This window comes from Acinetobacter sp. AS5, from assembly GCF_048957595.1.
In the GTDB taxonomy this organism is placed as follows: domain Bacteria; phylum Pseudomonadota; class Gammaproteobacteria; order Pseudomonadales; family Moraxellaceae; genus Acinetobacter.
The window spans coordinates 56,924-74,480 of the sequence record NZ_JARDAL010000001.1 but is presented as its reverse complement, the minus strand read 5'-3'; the positions used below and the strand labels follow the sequence as shown (position 1 = coordinate 74,480).

The window sequence follows — 17,557 nt, the reverse complement described above, 5'->3', positions numbered from 1 at the left end:
GTCATAAAAAGTCTCTGAAAATCAGTTAAAGTAAGGAAATGACTTGCTCAACCAAATATAATCAGGGATTTGTTATGACCACCACGCGCTATGCCAACATTTTAAAGCCACTGCATTTGGGTTTTACCACCATTAAAAACCGGGTGGTGATGGGGTCGATGCATACTGGTCTGGAAGACCGCTTCTATAATTATCCTAAACTGGCAGCGTATTTTGGCGAACGTGCAAAGGGTGGCGTAGGACTGCTGATTACGGGTGGAATATCGCCAAACCGTCAAGGCTGGTTATTGCCGGCGGGTGGCACCATGAATACCTTGGGGGATATTGCACCACATCGTCTGGTGACGCATGCAGTGCATAAGCATGGCGCCAAAATTCTTTTACAGATTCTGCATGCCGGACGTTATGGCTATCAGCCTTTTGTGGTTTCGGCCAGCCCGATCAAATCACCAATTTCTCCTTTTAAACCGCGTGAAATGTCAGATAAACAGATCCTGAATACCATTCAGGATTATGTGAAAACTGCCAGCATTGCCAAAAAGGCTGGCTATGATGGCGTGGAAATCATGGGTTCTGAAGGCTATTTGCTGAATCAGTTTTTAAGTCGTCATGTCAATCAGCGTACTGACCGTTGGGGCGGCCCGATTGAAAACCGGATGCGTTTTGCCGTAGAAATTGTTAAAGCGATTCGTGCTGAAATTGGCGAAAAATTTATTATCTGTTTCCGTTTGTCACTTCTCGATTTGGTGCATGATGGCAATACCATGCAGGAAGTGATTACCGTAGCTAAAGCATTGGAAAAGGCCGGAATTACTTTACTTAATACCGGTATTGGCTGGCATGAAGCGCGTATTCCGACTATCGTCACTTCTGTGCCGCGAGCAGCTTTTGTTGATTACACCGCTGAAGTCAAGAAACATGTTTCAGTACCGGTGATTGCGTCCAACCGGATCAATATGCCAGATACTGCCGAAGCGATTCTGGCTTCTGGTCAGGCAGATATGGTACAGATGGCACGTCCACTTTTAGCGGATGCATTCTGGGTCAATAAAACAGCAACCAATCGTGTTGATGAAATTAATACCTGTATTGCCTGTAATCAGGCCTGTCTGGATCATACCTTTAAAAACCAGCGGGCAACCTGTCTGGTCAATCCGCGTGCCGGTTATGAAACTGAACTGGTCTATGTCAAAACCAAAAAACCAAAAAGTATTGCAGTGATTGGCGGAGGAGTTGCGGGTTTATCAGCAGCCACAGTCGCTGCCAGCCGTGGCCATGATGTGACGCTATTTGAAGCCAGTCACGAAGTAGGCGGGCAGTTTAACCTGGCTAAAGTGATTCCGGGGAAAGAGGAATTTCACGAAACAATTCGCTATTTTAAGGTGCAACTGGAAAAAACCGGAGTAGATGTACGTTTAAATACGCGGGTAAACCGCGAGCAGTTGGAGCGTGAAGGTTTTGATGAAGTGATTGTGGCTACAGGTGTCGTGCCACGTGCCTTGAATATCGAAGGCAGTCAGGCACCACAAGTCTTGTCTTATGCAGAAGTGCTACGTGGCGCTCCTGTCGGTGATCGTGTTGCGGTCATTGGTGCTGGCGGGATCGGTTTTGATGTGTCCGAGTTTTTATTAAAGCCACCGCATCAAATACAGCCGCAACCTGTGGATGAGTGGAAACGTGAATGGGGTGTGGATTCTCATCCAGATTATGTGACTGAAGGCGGGTTACAGCGTGCTGAAGTAGAACCTCCAGTACGGGAAATTTATCTATTGCAGCGTAAGAAGACACCGCTTGGCGCAGGACTAGGCAAGACTTCAGGCTGGGTACATCGTGCCCAGTTAAAAAAACATGCCGTGCGGATGTTGCGCGGTGTGCAATATAAATCTGTCACGGATGAAGGCTTATGGATTGAGGTAGATGGCCATGCTCAATTATTGCGTGTGGATACCATTGTGGTATGTGCAGGTCAGGAATCGGTAAAAGACCTGATGCCGAGTGCTGGGGAAAATACCTTGGCGCAGTATCATATTATTGGCGGTGCAAAACTGGCTGCTGAACTCGATGCCAAGCGCGCCATTCGTGAGGGAGCGGAATTAGCAGCAAAACTGTAAGGATTTGATGAAACTATATGCAGTTGATTGCATTCACTGTAATTTTCACTTGTCAGTCGGACAAAAGCTCCGTATTATTGCGCCCATGGAAGCGTGGCAGAGCGGTTTAATGCACCGGTCTTGAAAACCGACGAGGGTGTGAGTCCTCCGTGAGTTCGAATCTCACCGCTTCCGCCAAATTTTAAAAACCTCAGTCGAAAGATTGGGGTTTTTTTTATTCCTATAATTTTATTTTAATAAAACGATTTAAAATAAACTGATAGCCAACAAAGTCGAAATTTAAAAATTCCATAATTGATAAATAAACATTCTTTAATTGCCTACTTCAATTTTGATTAATGTCAATGCAATTCTTTCCACATGTTGGTAAGCCGGTTGTTCCAGTTCTTCACCAAAAATATCCGGGTCAATTTCTTCATATGACCAGATTATATTTTGATGCTGTTTCATCAAATCTTGCAGATGCTGCAAAAACAGATTGCCATGCTTAGTTACAGTTACTCCAGTATAGAGGAATAAACGTCCACCAACATTCAGCCGCTGTAAACCTTCTTTTATAATCCTGAATGATAAATCACAGCCATCCAGCGCATTACCGCCATGACGATATTGACGTTGTTCGGGATCAATTAAATACGGCGGATTAGCAAAAATCAGATCAAATTTTCCATCAAGATTGGAAAATAAATTACTTTGAACCGGATGAATATGGTTTAAGCCGGCAAAACTGATATTAATCTGGCTATAGAGCAAGGCTTTGGGATTCAGGTCTGCAACCATAATTTCATTAACATATGGAAAATGTCTGGCAATACTGATTGCGGCTGCTGAAGTGCCACAGCATATTTCCATAGCCCGTTTGAAAGGGCGAGGCTGAGCAGCTAGATATTGCTTGAGATTATAGACAAATCGATAAGTATCCGGACCAAAAAATACCGCATCTTGCTGAGTAGTTGGAAAAGTTGAATGAATAAAGAGTTCGCCATCGAGTGAAGAAACCCGAACTTGACTCAAGTATTGATCTTCCTGAACCTGTAGAAGCTGATGTTCTTGCAATAATACAAAAAGGGCAGAATCAAGATCGGTTTTTTTAAAGTTTAGATTCCAGCCAAAGATATCCTGAAGGGTTCTGTGCTTATAAATTTCATTCTTTTTCCGATTCAGAATTCGCTGGTGGGAAAGTGGTGTAATGGTCGTGAACTGATAATCTTGTTGTTTTAAAAAGGCTAATAAATAAAGCAAAGCTTGTTGCTGGCTGCTTTGCATCTCTAAAATCTGGTTCATACGGATATGCTCTTCTATTTATTTAACCTACATGAAAAGGTCAATTCACTTTATGCCTGCAAAAGATAATATAAAGCCAATCGTGAATGATCACAGCTATACAGCACTGGATTCTATGGAAATGGATCAGTTTATATTCACCTAAATAATGCATTGCTTAGGTAAAAATGTGATGAGAATTGGTTGGATTTGTATAGGTAGTAGGCATAATTTTATTAGCTAAGAAACCTTATTATGATCCTGCAAACTATAATTTCTTATTCATGATTATATGTATAAAAAATGGCTATTAATCACTGGGATCAATAGCCATTAGGGTTGAGAGCTTTAAAAGCTTAGTTTGGTACTTCCGGCAAATCAAACCAGATCACTTGCACATCTTCGCTTGCTTTAATTTCTGTGTCATCCAGAAAAGCAATTGCGCCGCCAGCTTCAACCATATGCTCAGCGATCTGGACAATACCAGAAACAACATGGACATAATTAATATGCTGGGTCGCTTTCACTTCCAGACTTTGGCCTTGGTGAATCACCGCAGTTTTGACTTCGGCATTCTGACGAATATGCATCGGTGCATTGTCATTCGGACCACAAATCAAATGCCATTGATTCGGCTGCTCATGTGGATCAAGACGAATTTGCTGATAGTTCGGTTTGGCATCACGTTCATTTGGCATAATCCAGATTTGCAGTAAATGAACCTGTTCATCGCCTTGGTTCATTTCACTGTGTCGCACACCTGTTCCTGCGCTCATCAGTTGCCATTCACCCGCAGCAATTCCGCCATGATTGCCCATACTGTCCTGATGGGTAATGGTTCCTTTTAGCACACAGGTCAGGATTTCCATATTGTCATGTGGATGCGTTCCAAAACCCTGATGTCCATCAATCAGGTCATCATTAATGACACGTAAAGCACTGACACCCATATACTTTGGGTTATACCAGTTACCAAATGAGAAGCTGTGTTTAGACTCCAGCCAGCCCATTTTTACATGACCACGATTTTCGCTAGGATGTAGAAAAGCATTCATAATTTCATCTCGACATTATTTTTAACTTGAGATCATCATACTGTCGTTTTATAACTGAAAAAATCTCAAATAGGCGACAGATCATTGCATTTTTGCAACGACATAGCTGAAAGTAAACATAAGGAATAAAAAAGCCCGCTCAAAAGCAGGCTATTTTATTCAAATCGGCAGACCGATCATCATTCTAAGAAACGAACCGTTACCCCAGATTTGACTTTACGGCCAAGATCATTGGCATCCCAGTTAGTCAAACGAATACAACCATGTGATGCTGTTTTCGAAATGGTAGACGGGTTTGGTGTCCCGTGAATACCAAATGATTTCTTGCTTAAACCAATCCAGATATTCCCGACAGGACCGTTAGGACCCGGTGGTAAAGATAGTGGTTTTAAGTTTTTACCTTGTACAAAGTTAGAAGGTGAGTAGCTGTACCAAGGGTTTGGTGCAACACCTGTTACTTTATAGGTTCCGGTCGGAGATGGTGTATCTGCACTACCAATAGTGGCAGGGAATGACGCGATCATTTGATTTTTACTGTTAAATAAGTACAGTTGTTTCGCACCTTTATGTGCAACAATCAAGTGAATACCTTCAGGCAAGTCATTACGTACATTACTGACCAGTAATTTTTCACCAACTTTATTAAAGTTAGCATTTGGATTGAGTTTCTTTAAGAAATTCTCATCCATATGGAATTTTTCACTCAACATTTCACTGACACGTGTGTAGTACAAGCCTTTCATTTTCGCCTGTAACGCATAATCTGAAGGAATAGACTTGGCAAATGGGCCTGCCAGATCTTTTTCAGTAATGGTGTATTCAACAAAGGCTGGCTTAGAACCCTGACGTGCAACTAGTTTATCCCAGGTTTCCTGAGTCAAAACACCGGTTGGCTTGATGCCATTCATTTGCTGGAAAGACGCAATCGCTTTCAGTGTGTTTTTACCGCTGGTTCCGTCAATCGCACCTGGTGATGCATGGGCATTATTCAGCATGACATGCGCACGTGCGTAAACTGGGAATTGACCTGCACCGATATTTTCATACCATTGGGCATTATTTAAGCCGTCTAAAGTCCACGAAGCTTTGGTCGCTGCAGAGTTAGTCGGTGCTTTGGTATTTGGTGCTGCGCCAATAGAAGCAGTCTGATCTTCGGTATCCTGTAGCTCATTCAGCGCTTCAGATGCCTGTTTTAAGTCTTGTTGTTCTTGTGCGGTAATTTGCGCTTCTGCAGGTGCTGCTTGGGCCGCTGAAGCTTCAGTTGCTAATGGATCAATTGGATCTTGCACTGCAACATCAGTCACCACTTGGGGTTTTAATGGTTGTTCAGCAGTAGACGCGGCAAAAACTTGACCTGCGAAAATGCAACCTAGACTCACAGCGAGCATTGTGCGAACGAACATGTAACTCAACCTTAAGAATTATTTCTTTAACTATGTGAAAAAACACTATAAGTATTACAGAAAAAATGTGGAGATGCAGTAGTTGTTTTGTTTAAATCACTAGGTCGCCGTTCAATCCGATCGGTTTTTAAAGTTGTCAGAAGTTATTAAAACTGCGGCCTTTTTGCTATGATGTTGGCAATGTCAAAGAAAGATGGGAATGTGAATGACGACCTTAAAAAATGATCGTTTTCTGCGCGCATTGTTGCGTGAGCCTGTAGATGCTACGCCAGTATGGATGATGCGTCAGGCTGGCCGTTATTTGCCTGAGTACCGCGAAACGCGTGCCAAGGCAGGAGATTTCCTTTCGCTTTGCAAGAATACTGAACTGGCCTGTGAAGTAACTTTGCAGCCTTTGCGCCGTTATGATCTTGATGCCGCGATTTTATTCTCGGATATCTTGACGGTTCCAGATGCTTTGGGACTGGGGCTGTATTTTGAAGCCGGTGAAGGCCCAAAATTTCACAAGACCATCCGTACCGAACAGGATGTAGCTAATCTGCCTGCATTTAATGCCAAGTCGGATCTGGATTATGTGATGAATGCCGTTTCGACCATTCGTTCAGCCCTGGGCGGTCAGGTTCCTCTGATTGGTTTCTCGGGCAGTCCATGGACTCTGGCAACGTATATGGTCGAAGGTGGTTCAAGCAAAGATTTCCGATTTACCAAACAGATGATGTACGCGCAGCCTGAAGTTTTGCATGCTTTACTGGATCGTCTGGCTGATGCAGTGACTGAATATTTGAATGCGCAGATTGATGCGGGTGCACAAGCGGTACAGATCTTTGATAGTTGGGGTGGGGCATTAGCACATCGTGAATATATCGAGTTCTCGCTGAACTATATGCAGAAGATTGTCGCTGGTTTACAACGTGAGAAAGACGGCCGCAAGATTCCGGTGATTCTGTTTACCAAAGGTGGAGGTCAATGGCTGGAACCGATGATTACTACCGGTGCAGATGCGTTTGGACTGGACTGGACCACACCATTGAATGTCGCTCGTCAAACGGTTGCTGGTCGTGCAGCACTTCAAGGTAACCTGGATCCTGCAACTTTATATGGTTCATCAGACACCATCATTAAAGCGACCAAGGCCATGCTGGATGATGCCTATGCCAATGGTGAGAAAACCGGTTATGTCGCCAATCTGGGCCATGGTATTACCCAGTGGGTTGATCCGGCGAATCCAAAAGCATTTATTGATACCGTACATGAGTATAGTGCCAAATATCTTTAGGATGTAAACCTTGATCGATCTATTCAAATCAGGGTTTGAATTTACTTATAAGGCAGCTTCGGCTGCCTTATTTGGGATTTTACTCCTGCTCGCTTTTGCGCTGACTGCTTCTATGGGCAGCGATCTCTTCTTCGGTTTTTACCGGTATGACTATCTGCTGTTTTTTGCTTTGCTGATTCAGGTGATATTGCTCTATACCAAACTGGAATCCTGGGCTGAAGCCAAAGTCATTGCCCTGTTTCATCTCATGGCCATGGTGATGGAAATCTTCCTGACCCATCCGGCAATTGCTTCCTGGCATTACCCACAACCCGCAGTATTTAAAATCCTGACCGTACCTTTATTTGCTGGCTTTATGTATTCGGCAGTCGGCAGCTTTTTTGCACGTTCTTTACGTCTATATCAGGTTTCATTTGAAAAATTGCCGCGTTTCAGCCATATGCTGGCTTTGGCAGTCTTGTCTTATATCAACTTTATGAGCAAGTTTTTTATTCCCGACTATCGTTTGATTCTATTTGTCTGGAGCGTACTGATGTTCTGGAAAACTAAAATCCGCTTTCAGTTGAATCAGCATGCTTTTCAGTTGCCGATGTTACCCGTACTGCTGATTCTGGCGTTTATTATCTGGATTGCCGAGAATATCAGTACCTTTTACCAAATCTGGCTCTATCCAAGCCAGATTGAGCAATGGCATATGGTGGGATGGGGCAAACTGGGCTCCTGGTATTTGTTGTTATTGCTGAGTCTGGTGTTGGTGCTGAAAATTTTGGGACAGCGTAATTCACAAGGCGATTGGGCGCTCAAAGAACAGTAAAATCAATCAGGTTATGTTTATGTAAAGCATACATTTTTTCAATTGCGCCAAACTTGACTTGTCGCTACTCTGCTGAGTATGTAATTTAAATTACATTATTAGAGTAATAACAAAGATTGCATGAGAATAATTGGAGAATAACTATGTTGAAAAAAATTATGCTGGCGGCGGTATTGGCGACAGGTTCAAGCATGGCGATGGCTGACCGAGATGTCGGTTGTGGTATCGGAAGTCAGGTGTGGGCGGGTCAGTCTGGTATTATTCCTAAACTCTTTGCAGGTACGACCAACGTTCTGTTCACGAATCAGTGGCTTGGGATCACTTTTGGTACTTTGGGTTGTAGCCAGGGCGGTACCGTAACCGCTCAAGTGGTGACCTTTACCAATGAAAACGCTGAAGCACTGGCGCGTGATATGGCAGTTGGTGAGGGTGAAAGCCTGAATGTTCTGGCTGAACTTCTGAATATTAAATCTGAAGATAAAGCTCGTTTCTTTAGTGTTTCCAAGCAGAATTTCTCTGAAATTTATTCCGAAGAAAACCAGAATACATTACAAGTTTTAAGCACCTTACAAACTGTGATGGCCAAAGATGAAGTATTGAAATCCTACATCTGATCCGCACCTCAAAAACCCTGCTGTTCTGGCAGGGTTTTCTTATGACTAAAAGAAATTGATGAGAATAAGTTAACTGAATGAAATATGCGTTCTTCATGTTGGGCCTGACATTCAGCCCTTTAAGTTTTTCTAGCGAGATTAATCCAGACATCCAGCATTATCTAGCTCAGGCCGAAATCCAGCGTCTGGATCAGAGCACCACCTGGCAACGTCTCATGTATGCCAACCCCCAAGGTCATAGCGAGGTTAACTATTCGGGCTATTTCCTGGCAGAGCAGGGAAGAACTGATCTAAAAAAGGAAATGCAGCATAACATTCAGGCTTTATTTATGAGCGCAGAGCCGAATCAGTCTGTTCGCTGCAAGTTTCCGGCACGCAGCAGCTGGTTAATGCAGCAATTGAATATTTCCGAGCAACAATTGCCTGCGGTCAGTTGCCCTGATTTGGATAAATGGATTGGCGAGGTCAAGCCCTATCAGGCGACGCTGATTTATGCCACGGATTTTATGGGTAATCCCAGCTCCATGTTCGGGCATACCTTATTGCGGCTGGACCCTAAAGACCAGCAACAACTCAATCTGATTTCTTATGCAGTCAACTATGCCGCAACGGTCGATGGCAATGACAACTGGTCCTTTGCCTGGAAAGGGCTGACCGGACAATATCCGGGTGAATATTCCCTGATGCCGTATTACCGCAAGGTCAAAGAGTATGGTGACTTTGAAAGCCGGGACTTATGGGAATATCAATTAAACTTAAGCCCGCAAGAAACCAGGTTTCTGGTACAGCATCTCTGGGAAATGCAAAATGTAAGTTTCCCTTATTATTTTATCAATGATAATTGTGCATATCGTTTACTCGGGCTATTTGATCTGGTACGTCCCGAGCTGAATCTACAGAAACAGTTTAATTCGACTGCGATTCCGATTGAAACACTAAAAGTAGTAGAACAGCAGGGCTTGATCAAACAGAAAGTTTATCGTCCGGCGCTTGAAACTCAATTGCTGGCACAGTCCAGACAGCATGGCAAAGCGCTGGCAAAAACTGCGCATCAGCTGGCTTATGCAGAAACAGGTGTAATGCCTTCAATCTTGCAGCCTTATCCGGTAAAGGATCAGGCCAAAATTCTGGAAATGGCCTATGATCATTTATATCTGGATTTCCTCCGGCAGAAAGTCGATGAATCATTTTCCCAGCCACGTTTCCGCAAGTTACTGGGCTTAAGAAGCCAGCTGGATATCGAGAAACAGCGTAAAGTGCCTGAACGTCCAAAAATAGACCCAGTACAAAGCCATCATGCACGCAATATCAATCTTCAGGCCGGACAGGTTCAGGGTGAATCCTTTGTCCAGCTTGGACATCGGCAGGCCTATCATGATCTCATCGACCCGCAAGGTGGTTTTCGAACCGGCACACAATTACTGTTTCTGGATGGGGCTTTGCAATATCGTGACAGTGAACTCAAGCTGGAACATCTGAATCTATTTGCCGTCAATTCCTATAACCCGGTCAATCCGTTTAATACCCCATTATCTTGGGGTTTCAATCTGGGCTGGAAACAGGAGGCACTGGATACGCATGGCCAGTTTAGTGAAGATGAACAGCATGGCGTCGCCAGCTTAAAAACTCAGGGCGGTTATAGCTGGGCAAATGCCAGCCGTGAACATCTATGTTATGCACAAATGCAAACTCAGCTACAGGCAGGCAAGGCACTTGATCAAGGCTGGCGCGTAGGTGCAGGCCCCACTGTGGGATGCCAGAATATCTGGAGTGATCAGATCAACAGTCTGGTACAGGTAGAGCTGCCGTATTGGGAAGATTCGCATCGCTGGCAGCTGAAACTGAATACTGAACTCCAATATGCATTCAATCCACAACATGCACTTCGGCTGTCTTGGGAATATCAGCAACAACAGTCCAAAGACTGGGATCAATGGAGTCTTGGTTTGATCCGGTATTTTTAAGATTTAGTTAAAACTATTGATAAAGTGCTGTGTATCCATGAGGCTACTGTTCGGTTTTCCCGTGTATAAAAAGATTGGCTTGGTTGGGTGCAAATAAGCTGGTCGATATTTTAGGAAAAATACCTGATATTTGTTATATTTGTCACATAATGTGAGTGAAAATTGCAAGGTTTTGGGGAACAGACAGTATGAATAATGAATGCATAGCAAGACTGGCCGAGCAGTGGGAACAGATCTGTCAAAATTATTCATCTGATGACTTATTGCATGCCTTTCACTTTATTCAAGATCATTCCCTGATTCTGGTGGAAGAATTCTATAAAAACATGCTCCTTGAAAAGGAATCTGCAGAATTCTTTTCCGATGACTTGATTCAACAGCGCTTGCGTGACACTTTAAATGCCTGGCTACTTGAAAGCTTTAGTGTGGGGATTAATAAACGCTATGCCGATGCCGTGCAGAAACAGGCGATGGTGGGGCATGTGCATGCGCGTGTCGGAATTCCATCCTGGCTGATCATGCGCGGTGTGCGTGAAATTGAGCGTAAAATGTTTGAACTGCTGGATGAGAATCCTCACCACAGTATGTTGACCACCTGCAGTTATATTGTCCAAATCATGGGATTTGCCACAGAAGTCATGTGCCGATCTTATGAAGCCAAAACAGCCATGAATCAGGAAATTAAACACAGTTATCGTGTTTTTTCAGCGATGCAGGATGTGGCCGTACAAAAAGATAAACAGCGCAGCTCATTGCTGGACTGGGAAAATGAGCTCATGTTCAAGGTCTTTTCTGAGCATGAGAAATTGAATCATCCGATGCTGTCCAAGTCTGAGTTCGGTTTATGGTTTATCCATAAAGCCTCTTATGCTTTTACCGGTTCTGACCAGGTCGATTTAATCATTGAACGAATTTATCAAGTCGATGAACTTAATCAAGAGATCATGGACTGTACGGACAAAAACAATATGCTGGGACTGATCCAGCGAATCCGTGACTTGAACCGTGAGATTCAGTTGTTGGTAGATCAGTTATTTCAGGTGGCCGAATATATTGAATCAGGTAATGATTCATTGACCCAGTTATTGAATCGTCGTTATTTGAATACGATTATTTCACGTGAAATCACTTTTTCCCGTAAGAATCATACGCCTTTGTCTTTACTTGCCATTGATGCTGATTATTTCAAAAGTATTAATGATAAATTCGGACATGCAGCAGGTGATCTGGCTTTGAAATTTCTGGCCGAAGCATTGCAAAAATACAGTCAGGGCAGTGATTATGCTTTCCGGGTCGGCGGTGAAGAGTTTTTGCTGTTACTGGTGGATACTGATGAAAAACGTGCCCTGAATATTGCCGAAAGTGTGCGTAAATATATTGAAAATGGCATGATTAATTCGGCACAAGGCCAGCAGTTTAAATTTACGGTCAGTATTGGTTGTGTGCTTTATGATGGACATCCGGATTATCAGCGCTTCCTGAACGCGGCAGATTCTGCTTTGTATATGGCGAAGAATAACTGGCGTAACAAGGTCTATATGGCTCATCAGTCCTTGAACCCAACCGCACAGCCGCTCTCGGTTTAAATAAAAGGTTTTTATCCAGTTGCAGACTGCTGCTCTATAAATTCCTGAAATTTTTGTTTTTGCTGAAGATATGCGGGATGATTTTTAGCTTCATCCCATTTCTGTTTAAAAATTTTGGCAGCAGCGGCTTTAACAGGATCTTGCTGATTGCGTGGCAGCTCGGAACGGCCATGCGCGCCACTTAAACCTTTTTTGTCTTCCGGAACCGGACCGTCATACTTTTTGCCACCTTTATGATTGGCATAACGCCGGGCACGGGTAAAACCCATCTGTAAAAACTTGCGTGCCATGTCCGCACCAATAAAATCTTCTTGTTTTAAATAGTCCAAGAAAAGCTGATAGATTTTCTCGCTACTGGCTTGGGCTTTTTCTTCATCTGCAAAGCGCCAGTGTGGCAGGATTTCTGATTTATAAGGCTCAACCAGTAATACACCTTGTTCACCACGGCCAATCCGGTAGAGCTCGGGTCGTTTACGAAAATTAATCTTTGCAAAGTCCAGAGAATAATCAAAACTATTCGAAACTACACGTGACGGACGTTTTGGTGGCGCTATTTTGGCAGATGGCTTCATATTCGGCCTTTTCTGAAATTTAAAATGACTCAATATTTCAGCTAATACAAATTATAAAAACGAAAGGGAAGGATACAGAAAAGCCCCTGTCATTTAGAACTAGGGGCTTTCATTTTACTTCGATTTTTTCGAACTGGTCTTCGAGGTTTTAGCCTTGGTCTTAGAGGAGCTACTCGACTGCTTTTTAGCAGGTGCCGATTTTTTTGAAGAAGACTTTTTCACTTTAGTGTCGTCTTTACTCTTGTTACTGCTTTTCGCTTTAGCCGGTTTTTTCGCGGAAGAGGTCTTTTGGTCTTTCGCTTTATCACTGGCTTTTGAACTTGAATTTTTCTTCGCCTTCACTTTTTCATCTTTGCTGGCATTGTCTTTTTTAGAAGATGCCGCTTTAGATTTACTGCTCGCCGCTTTTTTAGTGACTTTGAGATTACTGTCTTTGTCACTGCTCTTATTCGACTTTTTCAGTTTCTCATCTTGAGTCTTTTTAGCAGTTTTTGCTGATTTTTTGCTGTCTTTCGCCTGGTTATTTTTGCTATTCGCCATGGTTACTTTCCTTATCATTAAAAATCAATCAGAAAGATATAAAGCGCTTTGCTGTATATCAACTTCAAATTACTTTAATGGGAGAGCGGCAGGATTAAAACTTTATCGTGTATCCAAGTGTAGGCTTGTTGCAAACACAAGGAGGAATTGTTTGAGTTCTAGACTGAAACATAGCAAGTTTTGGGACAGGTCTTTAAACCCTGTTACCAGGTGTTATTTATAGCAAGTGAGCTTTTGAATTAAGTATTGATATCCTCTTCCTTCAAAAGCAAAAAACCCCGAATGATCGAGGCTTTGAGTAACTTATTTTTAAGCTTTAATAATTAATAGCTTTCTGGAACCGCACTTAAAAATTCACGACGTGTTTCTTTGTCGGTTTTAAAATCACCAATAAATGATACCGTACGTGTGGTTGATTCCTGCTTGCCTACACCGCGCATCATCATGCACATGTGCGCAGAATCAATCATTACTGCAACACCGCGTGCTTTGGTGACTTCAGCCACGGCTTCTGCAATTTGCTGAGTCAGATTTTCCTGAATCTGCAAACGGCGTGCAAACATTTCAGTAATACGGGCAAATTTAGACAGGCCTAAAACATGACCTTCTGGCAAATAGGCGATATGTACGCGGCCATAAAATGGCAATAAGTGATGCTCACATAGCGAATAAAATTCGATGTTTTTGACCAGTACCATTTCACGGTTATCGGAAGGGAAGACCGCCTTGTTGGTCACTTCTTCAAGTGTCTGGCTATAACCCGAGGTTAAATATGAAAATGCTTTCGCAGCGCGCACAGGCGTATCTTTGAGACCAGGGCGATTTAGATCTTCGCCAACGGCAGTAAGAATGTTTGCGTAGGATTGCTGCATAGTCATATGACGTATTCACTTAAACTGAGAATGAACAAGGACGGCATTGTAGCAGAAAACTTTTACAATGCCTTGTTTTGAGGCTAAAACCGTTTACTGTTTGAACTTTGGATTCTTTTCTGCACGTTTGAGCAGAACCAATACCGCACCGGTACCACCTTGCTTTTCAGGTGCACTGACAAAAGCCAAAACATCGCGATGCTGACGCAGCCAGCCGTTGACATAGGTTTTTAAAATCGCTTCTGGACCTTTACCATGTACGATTTTAATCACGTTCTGGTTTTCATCTTTGGCGATCTGGATAATTTGCAGCACGGCTTGACGCGCTTCTTCTACGGTACAGCCATGCAGATCCACAGCCTCAAACCAGCGCAAGTTACCGGCTTTCAAGTCTTCAAAAACTTTATGCTGCAAGGTGGCAATGCGGTAACTCAAGTTGGCCTGACTCCCGACAGGATTGAGCATGGCCTGAGTATCTGATAAAGCCATTGCCTCTGTTTCCAGCGGGCCAGTAGCCGCTGCACGCTTTGCCAAGATTTGTGCATCCGGCTTTTTCTTGCGTGGTTTGTCCAGTTGAACCGTATTGCCCGATTCAATTTTTTGCACGCCCTGCATTTGCTTGCGGAATAATTCCAGTTCTTCTAACGCTTCTTGCTCGACAGTCTTTTCAACAGGTGCAGCAACGACCGCAGGCGTTTGCGGCTGTGTAATTTGCTTCTTAAAAGATTTCAGCAGGTTGTACTGATCTTTAGATAATGAAGAATCGTGTTTACTCATAATGTAAAAACAAGGGAGATGCGGAATTTACAAGAATTATAGTCTGAAAATAGACAAAGGAGAACTGAATTGCGTTCATGACATTGCTGAGGATTTTAAATACGCTCGAGAATCTATGATCTACTTTTCAATATTGAAAATAAAAAAGCCCAATCCTGAGATTGGGCTTTTTTAATGCTTAGGTGAGCATTTACATTTTAAACCGCTTCAGGCTCACCAAACAGATCGCGGAAAGCATGATCCGGACGTGGTTGTTTCATGAAGCTTTCGCCGACCAGAAAGGCGTGAATATCATTTTTCTGCATCATCGCAACATCCGCAGGTGTGGCAATACCACTTTCAGTCACCAGCAGGCGTGAAGGGTCTAGTAATTTTTTCAAACGTAATGATGTGTTTAAATCCACATCAAAGGTTTTTAAATTACGGTTATTTACACCGAGCAGACAACGATCAGAAAGTTTTAAAGCACGGGATAGTTCTTCTTCATCGTGAACTTCAACCAGTACATCCAGATGATGTTCAAATGCAGTTTTAGACATTTCTTCTAACTGCTGATCAGACAGGCAAGCCACAATTAGCAAGATACAGTCTGCATGCAGAGCACGTGCTTCGATAACTCCATAAGGATCGATCAGAAAGTCTTTGCGCAGTGCAGGCAGGTCGCAATGTGAACGGGCAATCTGAATGTTGTCATCGTGACCCTGGAAAAAGTCTACATCGGTCAGCACCGATAAACAGGCTGCACCTGCCTCCTGATACTGTGCTGCAATTTCCGCAGGGTTAAAGTTCTCGCGAATAATGCCCTTAGATGGCGAAGCTTTCTTAATTTCAGCAATGACACCCGGACGTTTCGACACTAAAGACTGGGCAAAACCACGCACAGGTGATGCACCTTGTGCCAGTTCTTCCAGATCTTTATAGCTTTTCTGCTTTAAACGTAGGGCAAATTCTTCTTTTTTACGGTCAACAATTTTGCCTAAAATTGTATTTGCGATATCCACCATGATCAAAATCCCTGACCGAATTAAGCTTCGTAATGTTTAATAGTTTTGGTAAATTCAGACAGTACACTCATTTTCTCAAGTGCCTGACCGCCATAGATAATGTCATGTGCCAGCGCAACACCTTGCTTATAGCTGCTGGTCAAACCGGAGACATAAATACCTGCGCCGGCATTCAGCGCGATCATATTGGCGGCTTTATCGCCGATGTCTGATTTTTTCTTGCCCAGTGCATCTTTGATTAAAGCCAGACTTTGCGCAGAATCTTCCACAATCAGTCCGGTCAGAGTTTGCGATTCAATATCGACCGATTCAGGAATAATTTCCCATTCGGTGACTTCGCCATTTTTCAGTTCAGCAACATGAGTTGAAGAGGCTATACTGATTTCATCCAGACCATCACGTGAATGTACTACCATCACATGTTCAGCACCGAGCTGTTTCATAACTTCGGCAATTGGACGGCAGAGTTCATTGGAAAATACGCCAATGACCAGACGTTGTACGCCAGCCGGATTGGTTAAAGGACCGAGCAGGTTGAAAATACTGCGAATCCCCAATTCTTTACGTGGGCCGATTGCATATTTCATGGCTTGATGATGATTCGGTGCAAAGAGGAAGCCGACACCGACATCACGGATACAGCGTTCAGTCTGCTGCATATTCAGGTCCAGATTAATCTCGGCCTGTTCCAGCAAATCTGACGAACCTGATTTGGTCGAAACGCCGCGGTTACCATGTTTGGCTATAGTTGCACCGGCTGCTGCGATCACGAATGCAGAGGCAGTAGAAACGTTAAACAGGTTTTGACCGTCACCGCCTGTGCCGACGATATCGACCAGATAAGGAATGTCACTGACATCAATTTTAGTGGCAAGTTCACGCATGACACGTGCAGCTGCGGTAATCTCATCAATGCTTTCGCCTTTAAGGCGTAAGCCCATCAGCAGGGCACCAATCTGGGCATCGGTCGCTTCACCTGACATGATGGCATGCATCACGTCTTGCATTTGATCCTGAGTCAGGTGAATGTTTTTAGTAATATTGCTTAAAGCTTGTTGAATATTCATAAGATGTTCTTAGGCATAAATTTCGAGAAAGTTTTTAAAGATTTGATGACCATGCTGGCTCAGAATCGATTCAGGATGGAACTGCACGCCTTCGACCGGCAATGTCTTATGTTTCACACCCATAATTTCTTCCATAGAGCCATCCGCTTCATTGGTCCAGCAGGTGACTTCCAGACATTCGGGCAAGGTAGCTTGATCAATCACCAGTGAATGATAGCGCGTTGCAGGAAATGGAGAAGGAAGATTGCTGAAAATCCCGGTATCACTGTGGTACATATCAGACAGACGGCCATGCATGACACGTTTGGCACGCACGATATCACCGCCAAATGCCTGCCCAATACTTTGATGACCAAGACAAACGCCCAGTAAAGGAATTTTGCCAGCAAAATGCTGAATGGCAGGAATAGAAATTCCTGCCTCACTTGGCGAGCACGGGCCGGGGCCAATCACTAAATACTTAGGTTGCCATCGCTCTATATCTTCCAATGTCACGGCATCATTACGGACTACTTTTACTTCTTGATTCAGTTCGCCAAAATATTGGACGATGTTATAAGTAAAGGAGTCATAGTTGTCGATCATTAAAAGCATGAGCTTAACCTATTGAAATTAATGCACTTAACTGTGCTAATGTTG

16 protein-coding genes and 1 tRNA gene are annotated in these 17,557 nt (G+C 43.4%); 7 read left to right on the top strand and 10 right to left on the bottom strand.

Going from position 1 to position 17,557, the window contains the following annotated elements; all coding sequences use genetic code 11:
* Positions 1 to 74 precede the first annotated feature (74 nt).
* Positions 75 to 2,111 carry an FAD-dependent oxidoreductase gene (locus PV763_RS00375; protein ID WP_420937173.1) on the top strand — a complete coding sequence of 679 codons (2,037 nt, stop codon included), beginning with the start codon at positions 75 to 77 and terminating at the stop codon, positions 2,109 to 2,111.
* Between the two features lie 87 nt (positions 2,112 to 2,198).
* A tRNA-Ser gene (locus PV763_RS00370) sits at positions 2,199 to 2,288 on the top strand.
* 135 nt (positions 2,289 to 2,423) lie between these two features.
* On the opposite strand, the gene PV763_RS00365 is transcribed toward PV763_RS00370, so the two are convergent.
* The 3 genes from PV763_RS00365 to PV763_RS00355 all read right to left on the bottom strand — a co-directional run bounded on the left by PV763_RS00365 (position 2,424) and on the right by PV763_RS00355 (position 5,832).
* The gene (locus tag PV763_RS00365) at positions 2,424 to 3,395 is read right to left on the bottom strand and encodes a methyltransferase (protein WP_420937172.1); all 972 of its coding nucleotides are present in this window, start codon (positions 3,393 to 3,395) and stop codon (positions 2,424 to 2,426) included.
* A 335-nt stretch (positions 3,396 to 3,730) separates the two neighbouring features.
* The gene (locus PV763_RS00360) at positions 3,731 to 4,429 is read right to left on the bottom strand and encodes a pirin family protein (protein WP_420937171.1); all 699 of its coding nucleotides are present in this window, start codon (positions 4,427 to 4,429) and stop codon (positions 3,731 to 3,733) included.
* Between the two features lie 179 nt (positions 4,430 to 4,608).
* Complete coding sequence (locus PV763_RS00355; RefSeq protein WP_044110271.1) at positions 4,609 to 5,832, bottom strand: L,D-transpeptidase family protein; 1,224 nt, start codon at positions 5,830 to 5,832, stop codon at positions 4,609 to 4,611.
* A 205-nt stretch (positions 5,833 to 6,037) separates the two neighbouring features.
* Here PV763_RS00355 and hemE point away from each other — a divergent pair, with 205 nt between their 5' ends.
* The 5 genes from hemE (at position 6,038) to PV763_RS00330 (ending at position 12,086) form a co-directional block, all read left to right on the top strand.
* Positions 6,038 to 7,108 (top strand): uroporphyrinogen decarboxylase, encoded by a 1,071-nt coding sequence (hemE, locus tag PV763_RS00350; protein WP_219309790.1) that lies wholly within the window; start codon positions 6,038 to 6,040, stop codon positions 7,106 to 7,108.
* A gap of 10 nt (positions 7,109 to 7,118) precedes the next feature.
* Positions 7,119 to 7,922, top strand: coding sequence for a DUF817 family protein (locus PV763_RS00345; protein WP_420937170.1), 804 nt, complete (start codon positions 7,119 to 7,121; stop codon positions 7,920 to 7,922).
* A 143-nt stretch (positions 7,923 to 8,065) separates the two neighbouring features.
* Complete coding sequence (locus PV763_RS00340) at positions 8,066 to 8,536, top strand: DUF3015 family protein (RefSeq protein ID WP_004279577.1); 471 nt, start codon at positions 8,066 to 8,068, stop codon at positions 8,534 to 8,536.
* Positions 8,537 to 8,613: 77 nt separating this feature from the next.
* Positions 8,614 to 10,500, top strand: coding sequence for a DUF4105 domain-containing protein (locus PV763_RS00335; protein WP_420937169.1), 1,887 nt, complete (start codon positions 8,614 to 8,616; stop codon positions 10,498 to 10,500).
* Between the two features lie 188 nt (positions 10,501 to 10,688).
* Complete coding sequence (locus PV763_RS00330) at positions 10,689 to 12,086, top strand: diguanylate cyclase (protein ID WP_420937168.1); 1,398 nt, start codon at positions 10,689 to 10,691, stop codon at positions 12,084 to 12,086.
* Positions 12,087 to 12,097: 11 nt separating this feature from the next.
* On the opposite strand, the gene PV763_RS00325 is transcribed toward PV763_RS00330, so the two are convergent.
* The 7 genes from PV763_RS00325 to PV763_RS00295 all read right to left on the bottom strand — a co-directional run bounded on the left by PV763_RS00325 (position 12,098) and on the right by PV763_RS00295 (position 17,512).
* Positions 12,098 to 12,658 carry a DUF4385 domain-containing protein gene (locus PV763_RS00325; RefSeq protein WP_278357795.1) on the bottom strand — a complete coding sequence of 187 codons (561 nt, stop codon included), beginning with the start codon at positions 12,656 to 12,658 and terminating at the stop codon, positions 12,098 to 12,100.
* Between the two features lie 114 nt (positions 12,659 to 12,772).
* The gene (locus PV763_RS00320) at positions 12,773 to 13,198 is read right to left on the bottom strand and encodes a hypothetical protein (protein WP_278357796.1); all 426 of its coding nucleotides are present in this window, start codon (positions 13,196 to 13,198) and stop codon (positions 12,773 to 12,775) included.
* Positions 13,199 to 13,521: 323 nt separating this feature from the next.
* On the bottom strand, positions 13,522 to 14,070 hold the full coding sequence (gene folE / locus PV763_RS00315) for a GTP cyclohydrolase I FolE (protein WP_004730181.1): 549 nt from the start codon (positions 14,068 to 14,070) through the stop codon (positions 13,522 to 13,524).
* 93 nt (positions 14,071 to 14,163) lie between these two features.
* On the bottom strand, positions 14,164 to 14,847 hold the full coding sequence (locus PV763_RS00310) for a Smr/MutS family protein (RefSeq protein ID WP_005246851.1): 684 nt from the start codon (positions 14,845 to 14,847) through the stop codon (positions 14,164 to 14,166).
* A gap of 197 nt (positions 14,848 to 15,044) precedes the next feature.
* Positions 15,045 to 15,851 carry an indole-3-glycerol phosphate synthase TrpC gene (gene trpC, locus PV763_RS00305; protein ID WP_004279588.1) on the bottom strand — a complete coding sequence of 269 codons (807 nt, stop codon included), beginning with the start codon at positions 15,849 to 15,851 and terminating at the stop codon, positions 15,045 to 15,047.
* A gap of 20 nt (positions 15,852 to 15,871) precedes the next feature.
* Entirely contained in the window at positions 15,872 to 16,918 is a 1,047-nt protein-coding gene (gene trpD / locus PV763_RS00300; RefSeq protein ID WP_278357798.1) for an anthranilate phosphoribosyltransferase, read from the bottom strand.
* A gap of 9 nt (positions 16,919 to 16,927) precedes the next feature.
* Positions 16,928 to 17,512 carry an anthranilate synthase component II gene (locus PV763_RS00295; RefSeq protein WP_004646400.1) on the bottom strand — a complete coding sequence of 195 codons (585 nt, stop codon included), beginning with the start codon at positions 17,510 to 17,512 and terminating at the stop codon, positions 16,928 to 16,930.
* Positions 17,513 to 17,557: the final 45 nt, after the last annotated feature.

What these genes read in the sequence shown, in the direction of transcription:
- PV763_RS00375 (WP_420937173.1), top strand. Translation starts at nt 75, where the DNA reads ATGACCACCACGCGCTATGCCAACATTTTAAAGCCACTGCATTTGGGT.
- PV763_RS00365 (WP_420937172.1), bottom strand. Translation starts at nt 3,395, where the DNA reads ATGAACCAGATTTTAGAGATGCAAAGCAGCCAGCAACAAGCTTTGCTT.
- PV763_RS00360 (WP_420937171.1), bottom strand. Translation starts at nt 4,429, where the DNA reads ATGAATGCTTTTCTACATCCTAGCGAAAATCGTGGTCATGTAAAAATG.
- PV763_RS00355 (WP_044110271.1), bottom strand. Translation starts at nt 5,832, where the DNA reads ATGTTCGTTCGCACAATGCTCGCTGTGAGTCTAGGTTGCATTTTCGCA.
- hemE (WP_219309790.1), top strand. Translation starts at nt 6,038, where the DNA reads ATGACGACCTTAAAAAATGATCGTTTTCTGCGCGCATTGTTGCGTGAG.
- PV763_RS00340 (WP_004279577.1), top strand. Translation starts at nt 8,066, where the DNA reads ATGTTGAAAAAAATTATGCTGGCGGCGGTATTGGCGACAGGTTCAAGC.
- PV763_RS00335 (WP_420937169.1), top strand. Translation starts at nt 8,614, where the DNA reads ATGAAATATGCGTTCTTCATGTTGGGCCTGACATTCAGCCCTTTAAGT.
- PV763_RS00330 (WP_420937168.1), top strand. Translation starts at nt 10,689, where the DNA reads ATGAATAATGAATGCATAGCAAGACTGGCCGAGCAGTGGGAACAGATC.
- PV763_RS00325 (WP_278357795.1), bottom strand. Translation starts at nt 12,658, where the DNA reads ATGAAGCCATCTGCCAAAATAGCGCCACCAAAACGTCCGTCACGTGTA.
- PV763_RS00320 (WP_278357796.1), bottom strand. Translation starts at nt 13,198, where the DNA reads ATGGCGAATAGCAAAAATAACCAGGCGAAAGACAGCAAAAAATCAGCA.
- folE (WP_004730181.1), bottom strand. Translation starts at nt 14,070, where the DNA reads ATGCAGCAATCCTACGCAAACATTCTTACTGCCGTTGGCGAAGATCTA.
- PV763_RS00310 (WP_005246851.1), bottom strand. Translation starts at nt 14,847, where the DNA reads ATGAGTAAACACGATTCTTCATTATCTAAAGATCAGTACAACCTGCTG.
- trpC (WP_004279588.1), bottom strand. Translation starts at nt 15,851, where the DNA reads ATGGTGGATATCGCAAATACAATTTTAGGCAAAATTGTTGACCGTAAA.
- trpD (WP_278357798.1), bottom strand. Translation starts at nt 16,918, where the DNA reads ATGAATATTCAACAAGCTTTAAGCAATATTACTAAAAACATTCACCTG.
- PV763_RS00295 (WP_004646400.1), bottom strand. Translation starts at nt 17,512, where the DNA reads ATGCTTTTAATGATCGACAACTATGACTCCTTTACTTATAACATCGTC.